We start from the raw sequence: 17,107 nt of genomic DNA on the forward strand, positions 1-17,107 counted from the left end.
GAGGTGGGCTGTGACGTGCTGAGCCAGCGTGCGCGGTCACCCACTGGGACTGGGCTCGAAAGACAGCGCGCCGGGCAGCTCTACGAAGCGGCGAGGGCCGGGATGGGGAGGGATATGCGGGACGTGAGGGCCTGGCACCTCGATGAGTGGGGTGAGTTGACCGTCTCAACCGCGGTTGCCCTGGCAGGTGTGGCACTCGAGGAGAGACAGCCGCCGACGGATCCAGTGGCGTATCACGGGCGACAGGGAAAAATCACGGCGTGGCCGTCGTCGGCTCGGTCGAAGGTGGTATGCGGGTCACTGCGCCGGCTGCGGGTGGCGGTTGAGCTGGACTTCGACCCCGAGGTTGTCCGCTTCAGCGGGGAACCAGTGGAACTCCACTGGAAGTCAGGGCGCACCCGGCACCGGTGGCGGCCGGACTTCGTCGCCAGGATGCGGGACGGATCCCGGTGCGCCGTGGTCATGCAGCCGCCGCGCGGCATCGGACCGCAGTGGCATGAGCGCCTGGCGGCGCTCAAAGAGGTCGCACAGTCCGCGGGCTGGCAGGTTCAGATTCGGTCCGTCCCGCGGGGCACCCAGTTGGAAAACCTGATGTGGCTGGCTGACTACCGATTTGCGGACCGGGTGGACCCCGAGCAGGAGCAGGCCGTTCTCCATGCTTTTCGGCGCAGGCGGCCTCTGTTCGAGGGTGCCGGTGCGTGCGGAGTGCCGGTACTGATCGCTGTTGATCTTGTGTATGTGCTGATGTGGCAGCGACGGCTGCTGTTCGACTGGGAACAGCCACTGCCTCGGGGCCCGCTGGTGTGGACGGCGGAGGAGACGGCGTGACTCAGCGGAAGCTGTGGGGATGGTTCGAGAGCGACCGGGTCAGCCTCGAAGACCGGGTGCACTGGCAGGGGCGGGAGTTCCGCGTGATCGCCTTCACCGGCCCCCACGTCACGCTCCGGCCCCTGCGGGAGCCTGCTGCGCTGGTGGAGGCCTCGTACGCGGAAATGGCGGGGTCGGCGGACTTCGCCGTCCTGGACGAGGCGGGAAATGCCGTCGAACGGACCAGGCTGCCTCCCCTCGGACAGCTGTTGGTCGTCGGCAAGGAGGACCGCAAGCGGGCGCTGATGTGGCACCGGCACATGAAGGAGGTCGAGACCGGGATCCGGCCCGGCCGGCGTGTTCCACGGGCGGGCTACGACCCGGCGTCCACCACGATGGAACAGCGGCTGAAACGCAAAGCGGCCGAGCTCGACGAGCTGGACATCAGCATCAGCTGGCGCACGCTGGACGACAAGCGGCGCCGGTGGAAGCAGGCGGATGAGAACCCGCTGGCCCTCATCATCGACGGACGCAAGGGACGGGCGCCCTCGCCGGGAGGCAGGACCGACCCGCGTCTGCTGGAGATCATGCAGGAGGTGACCGCGATCCTGGCGCGCCAGTCGGGCGGGAGGATCAGGCAGGCATTCGATCTGGTCGAGGAACGCGTCGAGACCCGGTACGCGAAAGAGCTCGAGGATCCGCAGGAGGCGAAGCGGCTGCGGCTGCCACGCTCGACGTTCTACAAGCGGATGCACGAGCTCGGCCTGTCGGCCATCCTGCTCGGCACGACCCGGCAGCGGGCCTCCCAGGCGAGCAAGCCCAAGAAGCCCTACACCCCCTCGCACGCGGTGCGGCCCGGGCAGATCATGCAGATCGACACCACTCCGCTGCGGATCAAGGTCCTGGGTGATGACGGGGAGGTCGTGTCGGCGGAGATGACCATCCTGATCGATGTCGCGACCCGCAGCATCGTCGCGCTGATGATCGTGCCCGTCATCACGGGCGAGGGAAGACCCGGGCAGCGGGTCGGCGGCCGGGCGACACGAACCTTCGACCTGGTCCTCCTGCTCGCCCAGGCATACGCGCCCATGCCGACGCTGCCCGGCTGGGACCCGCTGACCGCGGCCAGTGCCTCGGCGCTGCCATTCATCAAGCTGCGTGAAGCGGACCCCCGCTTCACCGAGGCCGCCGCAGCCCGTCCGGTGATCCATCCTAGGACGATCATCGTCGACCAGGGCAGTACATATCTGAGCCAGCATTTCGAGGACGTCTGCAACTTCCTCGGCATCACCCTCCTCTACGCACGCAAGGAGCAGCCCGACGACAAGCCGATCGTCGAGCGGGTTTTCTCCTCATTCGCCGACTCCTTCAGCCAGTACGTCGCCGGCTGGACCGGCCGCAGTCACGCGGTGCGCGGGCGGGGTATCGAGCGCCAGCCGCTGTGGACCATCAACGAGGTCCAGCACATGGCGCACGAGTGGGTGGCGCTGGACCATCAGCAGCTACCCCATGAAGGGCTGCAGCACCCGGAGCTGCCGGGCGTGACGCTGTCCCCGAACGAGATGTACGCGGCACTGGTTCCCGGGGCCGGCTACCGGCCCAGGCCCCTGTCACAGGCGGACAACCGTCAGCTGCTGCTGCCAGCCTGGGTGACGGTCACCGACAAGGGCTTCGATATCGAGAACCGCACCTACCAGAACGAGGCCGGTGAGCTGAGGCTCATGGCCGGTCTGCGCTCCGGGCTGGCTGGCCCGGGCAAGGGCGGCCGGTGGGAAGCACGCTTCAACCCCTACCGCCCCGACGTCGCCTGGCTGTACGACCACCGCGGCCAGGGACGTTGGGTCAAGGCGGACTTCATCCACCGGCGGTTGCTCACCGACGTTCACTGGACCGCGGATCACTGGGAAGAGGCCACCGCCGTGATCCTGGCCGACGGCGGCCGCAAGGAACACCAGGCCGCGATCGCCCTCGCCGTGAAGGAACGGCGCCGACGCACCCGCACCGCTCCCCAGCGTCATACCCGAAGCGGGCCGTGGATTCCGTTCCAGGGCCCCGAACTGGACGTCGACAAGCCTGTGGCCGACCCGTACGCCGGCATCGGTGAGATCGACCTGGACTCGATCACTCCCTACGAATCCGCGCCGATCCCGGCGCGTCTGACCGCCCTACCGGCCAGCGACCTCCCCCTGGTCTCCGACAGAGAGGGGCTGGCCGCCCTGTTCAGCGACACCCCACCCGACGACACAGACGAGGATCCGTTCCCCGGCCCCGAACTCGGCCTGCCTGGAATCACCGAGAGCGTTGAAGGAGAGATGTGAAGGCAACCACGACGCTGCAGAAAAAGCAGGAGGAACGGGCTCTGCACCGGGCGCAGCTGGCACCGATGCGCCCGGAATGGATCTACCGTCGGCAAGGGTGGAACAGCTTCGCGCGCGAAGACATCGTCCAGCCCGACCTGGCCGCCTATCCCCCGCTGTCGACGAAGAAGGAACGCCTTGGCGACCCTCGCCTGGCCTACCACGCACATCTGAAGCTGGTCTCCCACCAGAGCTACGACGAAGTCCTGCTGGCGGCGTTTCGAGCGGTGACGGTGAACGGCGACCGCCGTGAGGGAATCCTGGACCGGGTGATCGACGGAATGAGCGGCACCGGCAAGTCCCTGCTATTGCGTGCGATCGGCCGCACAGTCCAGCGCGACATCGAGGACCGCACCGAAGACGAGCTGGGCACGCAGATCCCGGTCGTCCACATCCTTGCACCGGCCGACACCGACAGCAAGATCAACTGGGTGTGGGAGATCGCCTGCTTCCTCGGCCTCAACCCCGAGCCCCTCAACGAGAACGACCTCCTGCGCTGGCGCAGCTATCCCGACCTGACGGCACCGGTCAACTACGTCCTGGAGAACGCCCTCACCCGCCTGCTGCTCGTCGACGACATCCAGCGCGTCCAGCCCCACCAGCTAGCCCCGGTCCTGCACTACTTCGACTACCTGCGCAACCGGCTCGGTATCACCACGATCTTCTGCGGCACCGGCGCCAGCGACATCGTCCACGAAGCCCGCGCGATCGCCGACCGGCACCAAGTCGTCGTTCAGAGGCACCTCACCCGCCGTGGCCACCGCGGCACTGCTCAGCAGGACATGCCGCAGGAGGAACAGGCCCACTCCTTGCTGCCCATCACCTGGCTCGACCCGATCCCCTTCAGCACCCAGGACACAGAGACATGGGTACAGGTCCTGGCCGGCTACGAAAAGCACCTCAGCCTGCACAACCTGACCAAGCACGCCCTGAGCCAGCACAGCAAGTACCTCCACAGCCGCACCGGCGGATACTTCCTCGCCCTGTCCCAGCTGATCTGCCAAGCAGCCACCCTCGCAATCCTGACCGGCACCGAGAACATCACCCGCACCGAACTCGACGCCATCCACATCGGCCGCGGGCACTGACGTGGACTCCGCAGCGCGCTGTGTGGGCTCATAGGTCACGAGGGGGTCGAAAGGGCTCGTCGCTGTGTCAGGGAGCCCAGTTTCGGTGACTTTCCCCAGTCTTGTCCCCGATCCGAGAGCCTGTTCGTCTGGCAGAACAAGTCGGGGCGGCTTCAAAAGAGGAAGGGGCGGTCCTGCGGCAGCGTGGTCTCCATCTGGTATTCAATCCTGTTGCTCTGCAGAAGGCGCGTGATGTCTGCGTGCTTGGAGTACGGATAGGTGAGGGACAGAAGGCGCTGGGCTCGAGTGAAGGCGACGTAGTAAGTGCGCAGAAGTTCACTCGTCGCCGTGCTGGTGTCCGAGGCTGTCCAGGCTGTGACGAGTTCGTTGATGTCCTGCGCCTTGGGGAGATGGACAAGGACGGCTTGTGCCTGGCTGCCTTTGGCGCGGTGGATGCTGGAGGACCGGATGGTGGGGCCCAAAGGGACGTTGCCCTGGTGTGGGATCACTCCGATGAGGCGGGAGATGGGTTCGTCCAGCTCACTTGTGGAGAGCGGGATGAGGCTGGCTGCCGGCAGCTGGCCATGGGTGCTGGTGGGGGCAGCCTGAGACTGCAGGATCTTGCGTGCGGCTTTGCGCCAGTCCCGGGCTGGTGTGTGGTCCGTCGGAGGCAGCGCTGCGAGGAAGGATGCGGCGCGTCGGCGGAAGAGGGCTGCTGTGAGGTTGTGTTGTGTGAGGAGCTCGTTCAGGGTGCCCGGCTCGCCGGAGTACCAGTGCTCACGGAGGAACGTGGTGGCTATCGACAGGGCGTGGGTGCGTGCCGAGGTGGAGGCGTCGGCGGCAGTGAACACTGTGGCTGCCCAGGCTAGCGCCGTGGTGTTCGGTTCCTTGGGGTAGTCGGGAAGTGGCTGGGTGCGCGCTTTGGGAACGGCGCTGTTCATGTAGGCCAGAGCGAGGCAATTGTCGACACCGATGCTCCAAGTAGCGGCCCAGGCGGTGAAGGCCTCGCCGGCACCGGACACGTCGGTGAAGTGAGAGATCTCCTTTCGGTGTCTGCCGTAAGGCAGCAGGAGCAGCGGGATGCTGTCGTCGTGGTACTCCCCCACGGCCACGTCCGGTGTGGTGCGGTCTGGTGGCCGGAGCGTGGCTGCCAGTCGGCATATGGCCGCGCTGCTGCGCCAGTTGCCGGTCAGTTCGAGTTGGTCGGGGATGTGCTGGGTGAACGTGTGCAGTTCTTCGGGGCGGGCATCGTTCCACTCGTAGATGCCTTGGTCAGTATCGGCGACGATCACGAGAGGGACGCCCGCTTGGTGCAGGCGGGTGAGGATGAGCAGGTCGAGTGCGGAGCAGTCCTGCGCTTCGTCGACGACGATCTCGAAGAACCGGTGCTTGAGGAGCTCGATACAGGAAGGGTCACTTGCATGTTCTAGTGCGGCGATGCGTACTTCGAGTCCGGTCATGTAGCCGTTGCCTTGCCACAGCCGTTCACGGGTCGCTTTTGCCCGCGCCAGGTAGTCGCTCTCTGTGAGAGTCGAGTTCTGCAGGTACGTTGCGGCCTTGGGCCACTGCACGCTGGTCTGGGATGTGGTGGGGTCATAACTGAACTCGAAGGAGGAGAGGGGGATGTCGCGAGGCCGGACGCGTGCTGAGGGGATGTGATCCCAGGACAGGATGTGCTGCCACACAGGGGTGGCCGGCAGATGCGGGCGGACAAGGTATCGCCACAGGAAGCTGTCAAAGGTGCCGATGTAGTGGGGATAAGCGGTCAGATCCGCGCGGTTGGCTTCTCCCGTGCAGCGGTGGCGTAGTTCGTCCGCCGCGACGTTGGTGAAGGAGAGCAGCGCACGTCCGCTGCGCCGGGGACCGGGCGGTGTGTTGCAGTGTCGGTGGACCAGTGTTCGGGTCTTCCCAGCTCCCGGGCAGGCGCGGATGAAGACGGGTGCTTGGGCATAAATGGCTTGCTGCTGTTGACTTCGGGCGTGGTTGCGCTGTTCTTCTATGTCGCTCATGCCGTGGTACCGCCTACTCCGCTGATCCAGCGAATGGCCGCTGCGAGGTGGGCGGGAACCGTGAACTCGCCCTGCTCTTGGACAAGTCGCTCTGCCAGCCGGTAGGCGTAATCTCCCTTGGGTAGACCGATGCCGGTGCCCTTGGCAAACAAGGCACCGAAGGCATCTGCCCTCTCGTCTGCAGTGGTCGCCTCGGTGACGGCCATCCAATGGTGTTGGGACTTTGGCCTGAGGTCGAAGAAGATGTCGGCCAGAAACTCCTGGTTACCGTCGGGCCTCATGAGCTCCGGCTCAAGGGTCGGCTTGCTCTCCGCTATGTGGAACGACTCCTGCGGCACTTGCCATTGCAGAAGGTTTCCCCGCAGCCAGGACGCACGGTTGAAACGGACTGGTGCTGGGCCTTCGGCGCCAGAAGCTTCCGGGTCCGTGGCGTTTTGCGCCTCTCCTGCTGCCGACTCGAACGGCGCCCGGGCGGACGGGACTTCACCGACCGGGGCAGCCCGAGAGTCATCGTCTATCTCAGCGGCCTTCTTGCCGGGGTCCTGATCAGTGATCACGACGACGCGATCCGCGATCCGCACACCGCCAGCCTCTACCAAGAGCACACGCAAGTAGGGCGTGAAGTCCACTCCGTCAACCGACACGATGCACGTGCCCCGGAAAACAGCTTTCGCCCGGCGCTGCTCTGCCTCGGGAAGGGAGGACAGAACAAGGTCGGCGAACGCCGGGATGAGGAGAGCTTCCGCAAGGCCCTCAACCAGGATCACCCGGGATCCGAACAGCATGGCTGACTTAGTGATGTCAAGGTAGCGGTCTAGCTTGGCGGCCTCGTGCTCAGCAAAGGGAATCTCGTTCACGGGTACCGCAGCCGTGGTAAACGCGAACGTTGACGCGTTCTCCTTACTCGATGCCTCTTCCTCTTCGCTCTCGGTGGCAGCCGGATCCTGTCCCGAGGACGGAGCCAAAGTGCGGCATCGCTTGAGCACCACAAGGTCCCGCACGGTGGTCGCAGCCGCCAGAACTGGCGAGTGGGTGGTGATCACGACCTGGATGCGTCCCTGAGGAGCTCCGTCCTTACGCGGAGAAGCACTCTGCGACCGCATGGCCTGAGCACGTAGATGCTCCAGCAGGAGGATCTGCAGCTGAGGATGGAGGTGAGCTTCGGGCTCCTCGACCAGAAACAGTGTCAGATCCGCGTCCCGGGCAGCATCAAGCTCGGCAAGCACGGTGGCGATGTACAACAGGTTGGCATAGCCCAGACCCGAGCGGCCGATGTCCTCCACGGCCAGGCATTCATCACCCATGCGGGTACGCAGAGCTCGTGCGATGGAGGCGAGGCTGGGTTCGGCGAAGGACAGCCCCATGTGTTGAGGGTGCGCTCCAGCCGTCAGCAGTTCCAGGGGCTCATTGATCCGCTTGCGGGCAGCTTTGATCTTGGTATGCGACTCCAGGCCGCGGAAGTGCTCCGCTTGCTCCTCCTCGAAGGCTTTGATCGCCTCCTTGGCACCGAGCTCAGCCGCGAGAATCAGCCGGAGCCTATTGCCCGCACTGGAAGCCAGCTCCTGCTGCGCATTACGCAAAGGCGGCAGATAGACGTGACGGATAGTGCGGCGGGCTTCGGGCTCGGGGTCGTCCATCAACCGCCCAGCCGACCAGGCTGGCCGCTGCGCGCGTTCTCCGGGAGCAGGGCGGGTGAACCGCGCCGTGTAACGGGCACTACGTCCGGCTGGCATGCCTGTGTCGTCCGCAGGCGAGATCAACGCCTGCAGATGCGTCCCGCCTTCCTCTGCCGAGAGGCCCCCGTACAGTGCGGTCAGTTCGGCAGTGTCGACCCACGAGTGAACGTCCTCGGCGTCCCACCAGCGCGTACGCCGGTCATCCAGCGGATCAGTCAGCAGCCGCAGGACATCGATGAAATTGGACTTCCCTGCGTTGTTCTCCCCCACCATCACCGTGACGCCCGGTCGCAGCGCCACGTCGGTGTCCAAGAGCGACTTGAAACCCTTGGCGCGCACTCGCCCTAGATACACCCCACACCCCCTTGAGAATCCCCCAGCCCAAGGCTATCCAGAACTGACACCTCACCAGGCCAAATCGCCGCAGGCATATGCGGTGACCATGCGGCGTCGAACGGGCAGCACCGGGAGGAAGGGCCCCATCCCGGTAGGAACCCACCCGCGCTGGATCCGAGGAGAGCCTCTCGTGCGACCGCGCCGATGACTTCCGGTACGGGCCGGCAGCCCTCACCGATGGTCACCACAGGCCTCTGCTGCACACCTGCCTCCAGAAGAGTCCATCAGGTAGCGGCGGGGCTGAATCCCGGCGAAGGGGAGTGCCACTTCTGACCGGAGACTCGAGCATCCCCTAATGTGCCTCTGACCTGCACAAACAGAAGGGTGACCCATAGGATTCTCGCGACATTTACGAGAATCCCGTTAGACCAGCGGAGTCGCAGGTCACGACCTTTCAGCTGCAGGCACGAATCAAGACTTCCCTGCTCAGACGCGTTTCCTAGTACCACGCAACCGTCCACTCCGAGTCACGGGACAGCAGTACAGCGCTACTTCGACCACCCAGCATGAAGCGAGAACTCACACCGGGTCCGGTTCCGTCTCCGCGAGCTGCGGCCAAGCGGTGGCTGCACCGAGCTGCCCGGGCTGCCGTGCGGGCAGGGGAAGGGACGGCTCTCCGACTGCCCGGTGTTCCTCGCGTTCAGTCCCGACAACCCGACGCCCCTCCACGGAGCCGACACGGCGGACTACACCCGGCCCCGCAACCGGCTCCAGCACATGAGCATCTGGGATGCGTAAGGCACACCACCCCACAGCCGGCCGGGTGACCGGATCGAACATCCCTGCGCTCACCCCGCCCCATCAGGTCAGGGGATGAGGACGAGCTTGCCGTCGATCCCTCCTTCCTCACCGAGGCGGTGGGCCTCGGCAGCCCGGGAAAGCGGGAGTGTCCCGTGGATCCTGGCACGCAGGGCTCCCCCAGCCGCCATACCGGCGATGGCCCGCATCCCGGCGTGATCGGACTGGACCATCATGCTGCGGTACCGCACGCCGCGTTCGGCGGCCAGAGCGAGCGCCGCGTCGTCGGCCCCCAGGAGGGAGACGAGAACGCCGCCACGGCGGATCGCGCGCAGGGAATCCAGGCGGGTCTGTCCCGTGAAGGGCACCAGGGCCGCATCCGCATCCGTGACGACGTCGCTGATCGTGGTGCCGCGGTAGTCGACGACCCGGTCGGCGCCCAGGGAACGTACGAAGTCGGCATCGGCGGCGGACGCCGTGGCGGTGACATCGGCGCCGAGATGACGTGCGATCTGCACCGCCAGATGCCCCACACCGCCGGCACCGCCCTGGACCAGCACCCGCTGACCGCCCGTCAGCCGAGCGGTGTCGTTCAGGGCCTGCCAGGCGGTGAGCGCGGCCAGGGGCAGTGCGGCAGCTTCCGTGAAACTGATGTTCCCGGGTTTGGCGGCGAAAGCACGGGCCGGGCCGGTGGCGTACTCGGCATAGCCCCCGGGACCGTACGGGTAGGGCAACATACCGAACACCGCGTCGCCCTCGTCGAAGATCGTGACGCCAGGGCCTGTTTTGTCGACGGTCCCGGCCACGTCCCAGCCGGTAGTGGCCGGAAGTCCGTGATCGTAGGGAATGGAACCGTCACGGTGTTTCCAATCGGTGGGGTTCACCCCGGCGGCCGCGATCCGGATCCGGATCTCGCCCACCCCTGGCTCGGGAAGCAGCAACTCGGTCTCGGTCAGGACTTCAGGCCCCCCGTAGGCACTCTGAACGCCGTCTGCCGTCCTTGCCGGTGGCGGGGGTCAGCGACAAGACGATCGCCTCGCAGATGCAGCTGAGCCGTCGTACCGTCCAGCGCCGGATCCAGAGCCTGACGGAACGCTCCGACGCCTCGACCCGCATGCAACCCGCCTGGCACGCGGCGCGCCATGGATGGCTGTAGACCGTACACGCGGCCGTGCTCGCACCGTCGGGGCGCAGCCGCGTCAGTCGTCGGGGAGCCAGCCGCGCTCACTCAGAGCCGCGACGAAACGGCCGTAATTCTCCTCCAGGGCCGGGTGTTCCGTCCGTACCGGGTCCACGAGAGCTCCGCTGTGCGCCATGGCGGCGGCGCTCGCGGCGAGGTCCTCGTGGAGCGTGCCGGTGGCGGCGAGCAGTGCGGCGCCGAACGCCGTCTCCGCGCGCTCGACGACCCGGACCGGGCGGTCCAGAACGGTGGCCCGGATCGCCGTCCAGACGGAGCTGCGGCTTCCCCCGCCGGCCGCGTGCAGCGGGCCGAGCACCGGGACGCCCAGTCGCTCGACCCGGTCCAGGGCCAGGCGTTCGAGGAAGGCGACTCCTTCCAGTGCGGCGCGGTGGGCGTCCGCCTCGTCGCGGGGGTGGCCCAGCTCGAAGCCGCGCGCCGCGCCGGAGACGAAGGGGAACCGTTCACCTTCGCGGCGCAGCGGGTAGCGCGCGTACGACGCCGGGCCCCGGGCCGCCGCGGCGGCGTCCAGCGCGGGCAGGCGGGCCGGGGGGATGTCGGCCAGGCACTCCCCTCCCGTGTTGGACGCCCCGCCGGGGAGCCACCAGCCGTCGGGGTGGCGGTGGCTGTAGAACGCCCCGGTCGCATCGCGCACCAGGTGCTCGGACACTCCCTTGAGGACGTACGTGGTGCCGATGACGCCCACGAACCGGCCGGGCTCGACCGCGCCTGTGGCGATCTGGCCCGCGCAGCCGTCCGTCATCCCGAGGCGTACCGAGCACCCTTCGGGCAGCCCTGTCGCCTCGGCCGCCTCCGGGCCGACGACCCCGGCCTCGGTGCCGGGGGCGCCTACGGGGGGGAGCAGCGCGAGCGGGAAGTCGAGGGCGTCGAAGACCTCGTGCGCCCACTCCCCGGCACGGGCGTCGTAACCGGACTTCAGCGCGTGGCTCCAGTCCGTGGCCACCGGGTGGCCCGTCAGTTCGCGGCCGATGAGCTCGGGGGTGTGCAGGACGTGGTGCAGGGCGGAACCGTACGTCCGCAGGCACCGGACGGCCCGGCCGAGCGCGGCGGTGGGGCCCATGGACAGGCCCAGTGCGTCCCACCGGGCGCTGCCTGTCTGCTGGGCCTCGGCGTTGGTGTCGGCGGCGCGCCGGTCGTCGTACATCAGGGCCGGGCCGAGCGGTTCGCCGTCGGTTCCGGTCGGCACGATGGTGCCGGAGGTGGCGGACACTGCCACCGCGACCACCTCGCGGCCGCCCCGGGGCAGCGCGTCCGTCGAGCGGCGCAGGGCAGTCCGTACGGCGGGCCACCATGAGCGGGCGTCCTGCTCGCTCGTTCCCGCAGGGGTCCGTACAGGGGGTGGAAGGTCGGCCCGTGCCTCGGCGAGTACGCGTCCCTGTGCGTCCGCGCACAGCACGCGGACGGACGCGGTCGCCACGTCGATGCCGATCACGGCCGGAGAGGGCGGAGTGGGGCGACGGGATTCACTGCTCATGTGGAAAGCGTCCTTCCCCTGCGGTGGTCCTCACGTGTCCGCATCGGGCCGTCGATCGGGGCACGGCTCGTTCTCGTGGTGGGTCGTTCGTGAAGTCAACGGGATGTCGTCATGGTGCGACCTCCGCCACCGTGACCCGGGTTCGTTCGCGGAGTTTGCCCAGCAGGTCGGCGTCCGCTCCGTCGTCCACCACGAGATGGTCCAGGTCGCCGACGGGTCCCACCCGGTGCAGCGCGGTGCGGGCGAGTTTGGTGTGGTCCATCAGCATCACCTTCGTCGCCGCCGACGTGAGCATCGCCCGTTTCACCAGCACCACGTCCTGCTCCTGGTGGTAGGCCGTCCTGGCGTCGACGGCCGATGTGGAGACCGCGACGAGGTCCACGGAGAGCGCCTCCACCGCCTCGACGCAGGGCATGCCGAGGAAGGAGTCGTGGGTACGTGAGTACTCGCCGCCCAGGGCGATCAGGCGGATGCCCTCGCATCCGGCGAAGACGTCGAGCACCCGGCGGGCGTTGGTGACCACGGTGAGCGGGGCGNGTGAGCATCGCCCGTTTCACCAGCACCACGTCCTGCTCCTGGTGGTAGGCCGTCCTGGCGTCGACGGCCGATGTGGAGACCGCGACGAGGTCCACGGAGAGCGCCTCCACCGCCTCGACGCAGGGCATGCCGAGGAAGGAGTCGTGGGTACGTGAGTACTCGCCGCCCAGGGCGATCAGGCGGATGCCCTCGCATCCGGCGAAGACGTCGAGCACCCGGCGGGCGTTGGTGACCACGGTGAGCGGGGCGTGCCGAAGTCCTCGTCACCCGGCGCGAAGAGCTAGCTGTCCGGGAGCCGGTTTCGGCCGCCCGGTCCCGGTTCCCGTCTCGGTCTCGGTCTCCTGGAGTACGTCCGGGTTGCCTAGGACGGTTTGGTGTACAGCCTTCACCGTGGGCCTTTTGCCCTGGTACGCGGTGAAGCTGCTCATGGGTTCAAGCCTGCGGCAGGGTCCCTGACCTGGACAATGGCAAGATGGACAGTAAACGATAGAATCGAGACATGACCTCGACGCCCTCCCCCGCAGCCTCCCCGGACGCGGCCACAGCCTCCCTGGAGACGCCGCCCGCGCACCGTGTCGTCGTCCTCGCGCTCGACGGCGTCTACCCCTTCGAGCTGAGCATCCCGAACCGGGTCTTCCCGTATGCCGAAGGCGCCTACGAGGTGGTGACCTGCACCGCCACGGATGACCGCACGGTGACGACGAACGCCGACTTCACGATCACCGCCGGGGCCGGACCCGAGGCGCTGGACACGGCGGACACCGTCATCGTGCCCCCGTACGACTCCGCCTGTATCTCGGCCGAGCTGCCCGGACCGGTGCGCGCCGCCCTCGCCCGGATCCGGCCCGGCACGCGCATCGTGTCCATCTGTTCCGGAGCGTTCACACTCGCCGCCGCCGGACTGCTCGACGGCCGGCCCGCGACCACCCACTGGGTGCTGGCCGGCCAGTTCCGCCGCATGTTCCCGCGCGTCCCCCTCGACCCGGACGTGCTGTTCGTCGACGACGGCGACGTCCTGACCTCCGCGGGGGCCGCGTCCGGACTCGATGTCTGCCTCCACCTGATCCGCTCCGACCACGGCAGCGCTCTCGCCAACCAGGTCGCCCGGCAATGCGTCGTCCCCCCGTGGCGGGAGGGCGGCCAGGCCCAGTACATCGAGCAGCCCGTGCCGCAGACCGGGGCCCACGGCACCGCCGCCACCCAGACCTGGGCCCTGGAGAACCTCGAACGCCCTCTGTCGCTGGCCGAGCTGGCCGCGCACGCCGGGACCAGTCCGCGTACCTTCGCCCGGCATTTCCAGGGCGAGACGGGCATGAGCCCGGGCCGCTGGCTGATCCAGCAGCGCGTACGCCGCGCCTGCCACCTCCTGGAGACCACCGACCTGCCCGTCGACCGGATCGCGGGCGAAGTCGGCTTCGCCACCGGAGCCTCGCTCCGCCAGCATCTCCAGGCCGTCATCGGGGTGTCACCCAAGGCCTACCGCAACACCTTCCGCGCCCGGGCCACCACGGCAGGCGTCTAGAGGGCGCCTAGGGGCACAGTCCCCACGGAACTCCCGCCCCCGCGCATCCGCCGGTCTGGTGCGCCGCCGGTGAGTTGTGGCCGCCTCCGGCCACCTCACCTGGCCCGCCGTGCCCAGTAACTACCGCGCGATCTTGACCATCTTGCGGTTGAGGAACTCGCCGATGCCGAGTTCGGCCAGTTCGCGGCCGAAACCGGAGTTCTTGACGCCGCCGAAGGGGCGGCTCGGCGAGTCCGCGAAGCAGGAGTTGATGAACACCATCCCGGCCTCAAGCCGGGCGGCCACATCCTGGGCGTGCTCGACGTCGGCGTCGAAGACGTAGCTGCCCAGGCCGAACCTGGTGGCATTGGCCAGCCTGATCGCTTCTTCCTCGCTCTCGACGACGTAGAAGGACAGGACCGGTCCGAAGGCCTCCTCGTGGTAGAGCGGGTTGTCCTCGGTGATGCCGGTGATGATCGTCGGTTCGAGGTAGAAGCCGGGACGGTCGAGGCGGTTTCCGCCCGTGACCACGGTGCCGCCCGCAGCCTTGGCCTCCCCGATCTGCCGGAGCAAACCGTCCAGAGCCCGCTCACTGGCGAGCGGGCCGACCTGCGTCTCCTCGTCCGTCGGATCGCCCACCTTGATCGCGGCGAAGGCGTCCTTCAGCGCGGCGAGCATCTGCTCACCCCGCTCCGCGCCGACGACGATGACCCGCTTGATGTTCACGCAGCCCTGACCGGAGTTGTAGGTACGGCCCATCACGACCTGCTCGACGGCCTGGTCCATCCGCGCGCCCGGCAGGATCAGCGCCGGGTCGCTGCCGCCCAGCTCCAGGACCGCCTTCTTCAGGTTGCGGCCCGCGCGCTCGCCGACCGACGTGCCGGCCCGCTCGCTGCCGGTGAGGGTGACACCCCGCACGCGGAAGTCGTCGATCAGCTTGCCGATCTGGTCGATGCCGCAGAACAGATTCGTGTACGCGCCCTCCGGGGCCCCGGCCTCCTCGAAGAGCCGGGCGAAGGCGAGAGCGCACTGGGGCACGCTCTCGGCGTGCTTCATCAGCACGACGTTGCCCGCCACCAGTTGCGACGCGGCGACCCGGACCAACTGGTAGAAGGGGAAGTTCCACGGCTCGATCGCGAGGATCACGCCGATCGGTTCGGTGACGAGCTTCGCGTCGGGCTCGTCGGGCAGTTCCTGCTCGGCGAGGAATTTCTCCGCGTGCTGGGCGTAGTAGTCCAGGATGTCGGCGACGAGGTCGACCTCGAAGTCACCGAAGCGGGTGACCTTCCCCATTTCCAGGGTCAGCAGGTCCCGGTACTCGTCGTGCTTCTCGCGCAGGATCTCGGCCGCACGGGCGACGATGCGAGCCCGCTCCGCGACGGGACGGAACTTCCAGTCCTCGCGGTACAGCCGGTCCGCGGTGTCCAGTGCCGCGAACACTTCCTCGTCCGACTGGAGCGGGAATTCCTTGACGAATTCGCCGGTGGCCGGGTTGATCGTCTGAAACACCATGGCTCTGCCCCTTGTTTTCCGTGGGGTTACGTGAGGTCGCCTTCGAAAAGTGGGCGGTGGGCCGCCGGCGCGATCCAGTCCTGGGCGCGGCGGCGCCAGACCTCGGCGGACGGTTCGATGCCCGTCCGGTCGTCGAGGGTTCCCGCCTTGACGATCACGAGATCGGGCTGCTCGTGCAGCACAGTGAAGATCGGTGTGCCGCAGTCACCGCAGAACTGCCGGTCCCGCAGGTTGCCGTTCTCCACACCGGTGGTCTGGACGGTCTTGGGCGTTCCTTCTACGTGCAGGGAGTGGCGTGGCACCAGGACGTTCACCGAGAACGCGGAGCCGGTGTGGCGCTGGCAGTGGCCGCAGTGGCAGACGACAGTGGCCACGGGTTCCGCGTCGAACCGGTAGCTGATCGATCCGCACAGGCAGTGCCCGGTGCGGGTGCGGGTGCGGGGGCTGGCGCTGAGGCTGGGGCTGGAGCTGGATGGGGTGTCGGTGGTGCTCATGCTGGTTTCGCTTTCCTGTGGATGGCCAGCTTGGCTCGTGTGATGGCGGTGTGCGCCCTGGTGTCAGCCGTTCGGCGGGAAGGTGTGCTTCCTGCCGCCGATGACGGTGGCGGCCGAGGCGACGAGGAGGGCGAGGGCCGCCCAGGTCAGTGAGGTGGTGCCCAGCCCCGCGATCAGCAGGCCGCCGAGGAAGCTGCCCACGGCGATGGAGGCGGAGAACACAGTGATGGTGATCGACTGGGCGACGTCCGCGGCCTGCCGGGTGGCGTTGATGACGGCCCCGATGAACAGGCTCGGGGAGCTGCCGAACGCGAAGCCCCACGCGGCCACCGCGACGTAGACCAGGGCCGGGACGCCGGACACCGCACCGAGTACGAGGGCGGCGGCTCCGAACACCACGGTGCTGCTCACGGTGAGCCTGCGCAGGTGGCGGTCGATGTGTGCGCCCACGACGAGCACGCTCAGTACGGAGGTGACACCGAAGGTGAACAGGACCCAGCCGGTCTGGCCGCCCATGCCCACGTGGGCGAGCAGGTCCGTGATGTAGGTGTAGAGAAGGTTGTGCGCGACCATGTACGTGGTGAGCGCGAACAGGATGGGTCGCAGCCCGGGGATGACCAGGACCTGCGCGATCGTGAACCGGCTCTCGACCGGCCGGCCGGGCAGGTTCGGGACGGCCACCAGCACCCAGGCCATGGACAGGGCGGTCACGGCGGCAGCGGCGTAGAAGGCGAGCTCCCAGCCGCCGATACTGCTGAGCAGTGTTCCCAGCGGGATCCCGAGGGCGAGGCCGATCGGTGTGCCCGCCAGGGCGATGGCGATGGCGCGGCCCTGCCGCCCCTCCGGGGCGAGGCGGGCGGCGTAGCCGCCGAGCAGCGGCCAGATCAGTCCGGTGCCGAGGCCCGCGACGAAGCGCAGGGCCATGGTCAGCGTGTAGTCGGTGGACAGCGCGGTGAGCACGTTCATCACCGCCACGACGGCGAGTGCGAGCTGTAGCACGTGCTTGCGCTGCCAGGTGGCCGTGGCGCGGGCCAGCGGGATGGCGCCGAGGGCGGTGGCCAGGGCGTACAGGGTGACGGTCTGGCCGGTCAGGGAGACGCTCGTGCCCAGCGTGCGGCTCATCTCGGGCAGCAGACCGGCCGGAAGGCATTCGGTGAGGATGCTGATGAATCCGGCCAGGAACAGGCCCAGCAGGGCCTTGATCGGGAGGCGATGGCCCGGCGCGGCCACGGCCGCTGCCGGAGGTGGGGTGATGGTGTCGGTCATGATGCTTTCCCAGGGGCGGTGAGGGAGCCCTGTCGGGCGGATGGCTCCTGACGAGGGCTGATGCCGTCGGTCAGG

Annotated in this window: 12 protein-coding genes and 2 pseudogenes; 5 read left to right on the forward strand and 9 right to left on the reverse strand. The window is 68.0% G+C overall.

The window, feature by feature from the left end:
• Window positions 1–15: 15 nt before the first annotated feature.
• The 3 genes from A3Q37_RS15080 to A3Q37_RS15090 all read left to right on the forward strand — a co-directional run bounded on the left by A3Q37_RS15080 (window position 16) and on the right by A3Q37_RS15090 (window position 4,252).
• Complete coding sequence (locus A3Q37_RS15080; RefSeq protein WP_255311820.1) at window positions 16–828, forward strand: TnsA-like heteromeric transposase endonuclease subunit; 813 nt, start codon at window positions 16–18, stop codon at window positions 826–828.
• 248 nt (window positions 829–1,076) lie between these two features.
• Complete coding sequence (locus tag A3Q37_RS15085; protein ID WP_176711420.1) at window positions 1,077–3,125, forward strand: DDE-type integrase/transposase/recombinase; 2,049 nt, start codon at window positions 1,077–1,079, stop codon at window positions 3,123–3,125.
• Entirely contained in the window at window positions 3,122–4,252 is a 1,131-nt protein-coding gene (locus tag A3Q37_RS15090; RefSeq protein WP_065484230.1) for an AAA family ATPase, read from the forward strand. The genes A3Q37_RS15085 and A3Q37_RS15090 overlap by 4 nt, the downstream gene beginning before the upstream one ends.
• A gap of 152 nt (window positions 4,253–4,404) precedes the next feature.
• Here A3Q37_RS15090 and A3Q37_RS15095 read toward each other — a convergent pair whose 3' ends face one another.
• The 3 genes from A3Q37_RS15095 to A3Q37_RS15105 form a co-directional block, all read right to left on the reverse strand.
• Window positions 4,405–6,240: a UvrD-helicase domain-containing protein gene (locus tag A3Q37_RS15095; RefSeq protein WP_079137805.1), complete on the reverse strand. Its 1,836-nt coding sequence runs from the start codon at window positions 6,238–6,240 to the stop codon at window positions 4,405–4,407.
• On the reverse strand, window positions 6,237–8,255 hold the full coding sequence (locus A3Q37_RS15100) for an ATP-dependent endonuclease (protein WP_065484239.1): 2,019 nt from the start codon (window positions 8,253–8,255) through the stop codon (window positions 6,237–6,239). The genes A3Q37_RS15095 and A3Q37_RS15100 overlap by 4 nt, the downstream gene beginning before the upstream one ends.
• Window positions 8,256–9,118: 863 nt before the next feature.
• Window positions 9,119–9,991 (reverse strand): NADP-dependent oxidoreductase, encoded by an 873-nt coding sequence (locus tag A3Q37_RS15105; protein WP_255311821.1) that lies wholly within the window; start codon window positions 9,989–9,991, stop codon window positions 9,119–9,121.
• A gap of 65 nt (window positions 9,992–10,056) precedes the next feature.
• On the opposite strand from A3Q37_RS15105, the gene A3Q37_RS35700 reads away from it, so the two are divergent.
• On the forward strand, window positions 10,057–10,206 hold the full coding sequence (locus A3Q37_RS35700; protein ID WP_369691453.1) for an HTH domain-containing protein: 150 nt from the start codon (window positions 10,057–10,059) through the stop codon (window positions 10,204–10,206).
• 43 nt (window positions 10,207–10,249) lie between these two features.
• On the opposite strand, the gene A3Q37_RS15110 is transcribed toward A3Q37_RS35700, so the two are convergent.
• The 3 genes and pseudogenes from A3Q37_RS15110 to A3Q37_RS35705 form a co-directional block, all read right to left on the reverse strand.
• Window positions 10,250–11,722, reverse strand: a complete 1,473-nt coding sequence (locus tag A3Q37_RS15110; protein ID WP_065484245.1) for an FGGY-family carbohydrate kinase — start codon at window positions 11,720–11,722, stop codon at window positions 10,250–10,252.
• A 109-nt stretch (window positions 11,723–11,831) separates the two neighbouring features.
• Window positions 11,832–12,257, reverse strand: a pseudogene (locus A3Q37_RS15115) (DeoR/GlpR transcriptional regulator); the annotation flags it as partial.
• A gap of 58 nt (window positions 12,258–12,315) precedes the next feature.
• A pseudogene (locus A3Q37_RS35705) lies at window positions 12,316–12,495 on the reverse strand (DeoR/GlpR transcriptional regulator); the annotation flags it as partial.
• Window positions 12,496–12,758: 263 nt separating this feature from the next.
• On the opposite strand from A3Q37_RS35705, the gene A3Q37_RS15120 reads away from it, so the two are divergent.
• Window positions 12,759–13,781 carry a GlxA family transcriptional regulator gene (locus A3Q37_RS15120; protein ID WP_079137806.1) on the forward strand — a complete coding sequence of 341 codons (1,023 nt, stop codon included), beginning with the start codon at window positions 12,759–12,761 and terminating at the stop codon, window positions 13,779–13,781.
• 120 nt (window positions 13,782–13,901) lie between these two features.
• Here the strand turns inward: A3Q37_RS15120 and A3Q37_RS15125 are convergent, their stop codons facing one another.
• From A3Q37_RS15125 to A3Q37_RS15135, 3 genes are all read right to left on the reverse strand, one after another.
• Window positions 13,902–15,272 carry an NAD-dependent succinate-semialdehyde dehydrogenase gene (locus tag A3Q37_RS15125; RefSeq protein WP_065484247.1) on the reverse strand — a complete coding sequence of 457 codons (1,371 nt, stop codon included), beginning with the start codon at window positions 15,270–15,272 and terminating at the stop codon, window positions 13,902–13,904.
• 26 nt (window positions 15,273–15,298) lie between these two features.
• Window positions 15,299–15,766, reverse strand: coding sequence for a GFA family protein (locus A3Q37_RS15130; RefSeq protein WP_079137807.1), 468 nt, complete (start codon window positions 15,764–15,766; stop codon window positions 15,299–15,301).
• A gap of 63 nt (window positions 15,767–15,829) precedes the next feature.
• Entirely contained in the window at window positions 15,830–17,032 is a 1,203-nt protein-coding gene (locus A3Q37_RS15135; RefSeq protein ID WP_065484249.1) for an MFS transporter, read from the reverse strand.
• Window positions 17,033–17,107: the final 75 nt, after the last annotated feature.

This window comes from Streptomyces sp. PTY087I2, from assembly GCF_001687325.1.
In the GTDB taxonomy this organism is placed as follows: Bacteria; Actinomycetota; Actinomycetes; order Streptomycetales; family Streptomycetaceae; genus Streptomyces.

What these genes read in the sequence shown, in the direction of transcription:
- A3Q37_RS15095 (WP_079137805.1), bottom strand. Translation starts at nt 6,240, where the DNA reads ATGAGCGACATAGAAGAACAGCGCAACCACGCCCGAAGTCAACAGCAG.
- A3Q37_RS15110 (WP_065484245.1), bottom strand. Translation starts at nt 11,722, where the DNA reads ATGAGCAGTGAATCCCGTCGCCCCACTCCGCCCTCTCCGGCCGTGATC.
- A3Q37_RS15120 (WP_079137806.1), top strand. Translation starts at nt 12,759, where the DNA reads ATGACCTCGACGCCCTCCCCCGCAGCCTCCCCGGACGCGGCCACAGCC.
- A3Q37_RS15125 (WP_065484247.1), bottom strand. Translation starts at nt 15,272, where the DNA reads ATGGTGTTTCAGACGATCAACCCGGCCACCGGCGAATTCGTCAAGGAA.
- A3Q37_RS15130 (WP_079137807.1), bottom strand. Translation starts at nt 15,766, where the DNA reads ATGAGCACCACCGACACCCCATCCAGCTCCAGCCCCAGCCTCAGCGCC.
- A3Q37_RS15135 (WP_065484249.1), bottom strand. Translation starts at nt 17,032, where the DNA reads ATGACCGACACCATCACCCCACCTCCGGCAGCGGCCGTGGCCGCGCCG.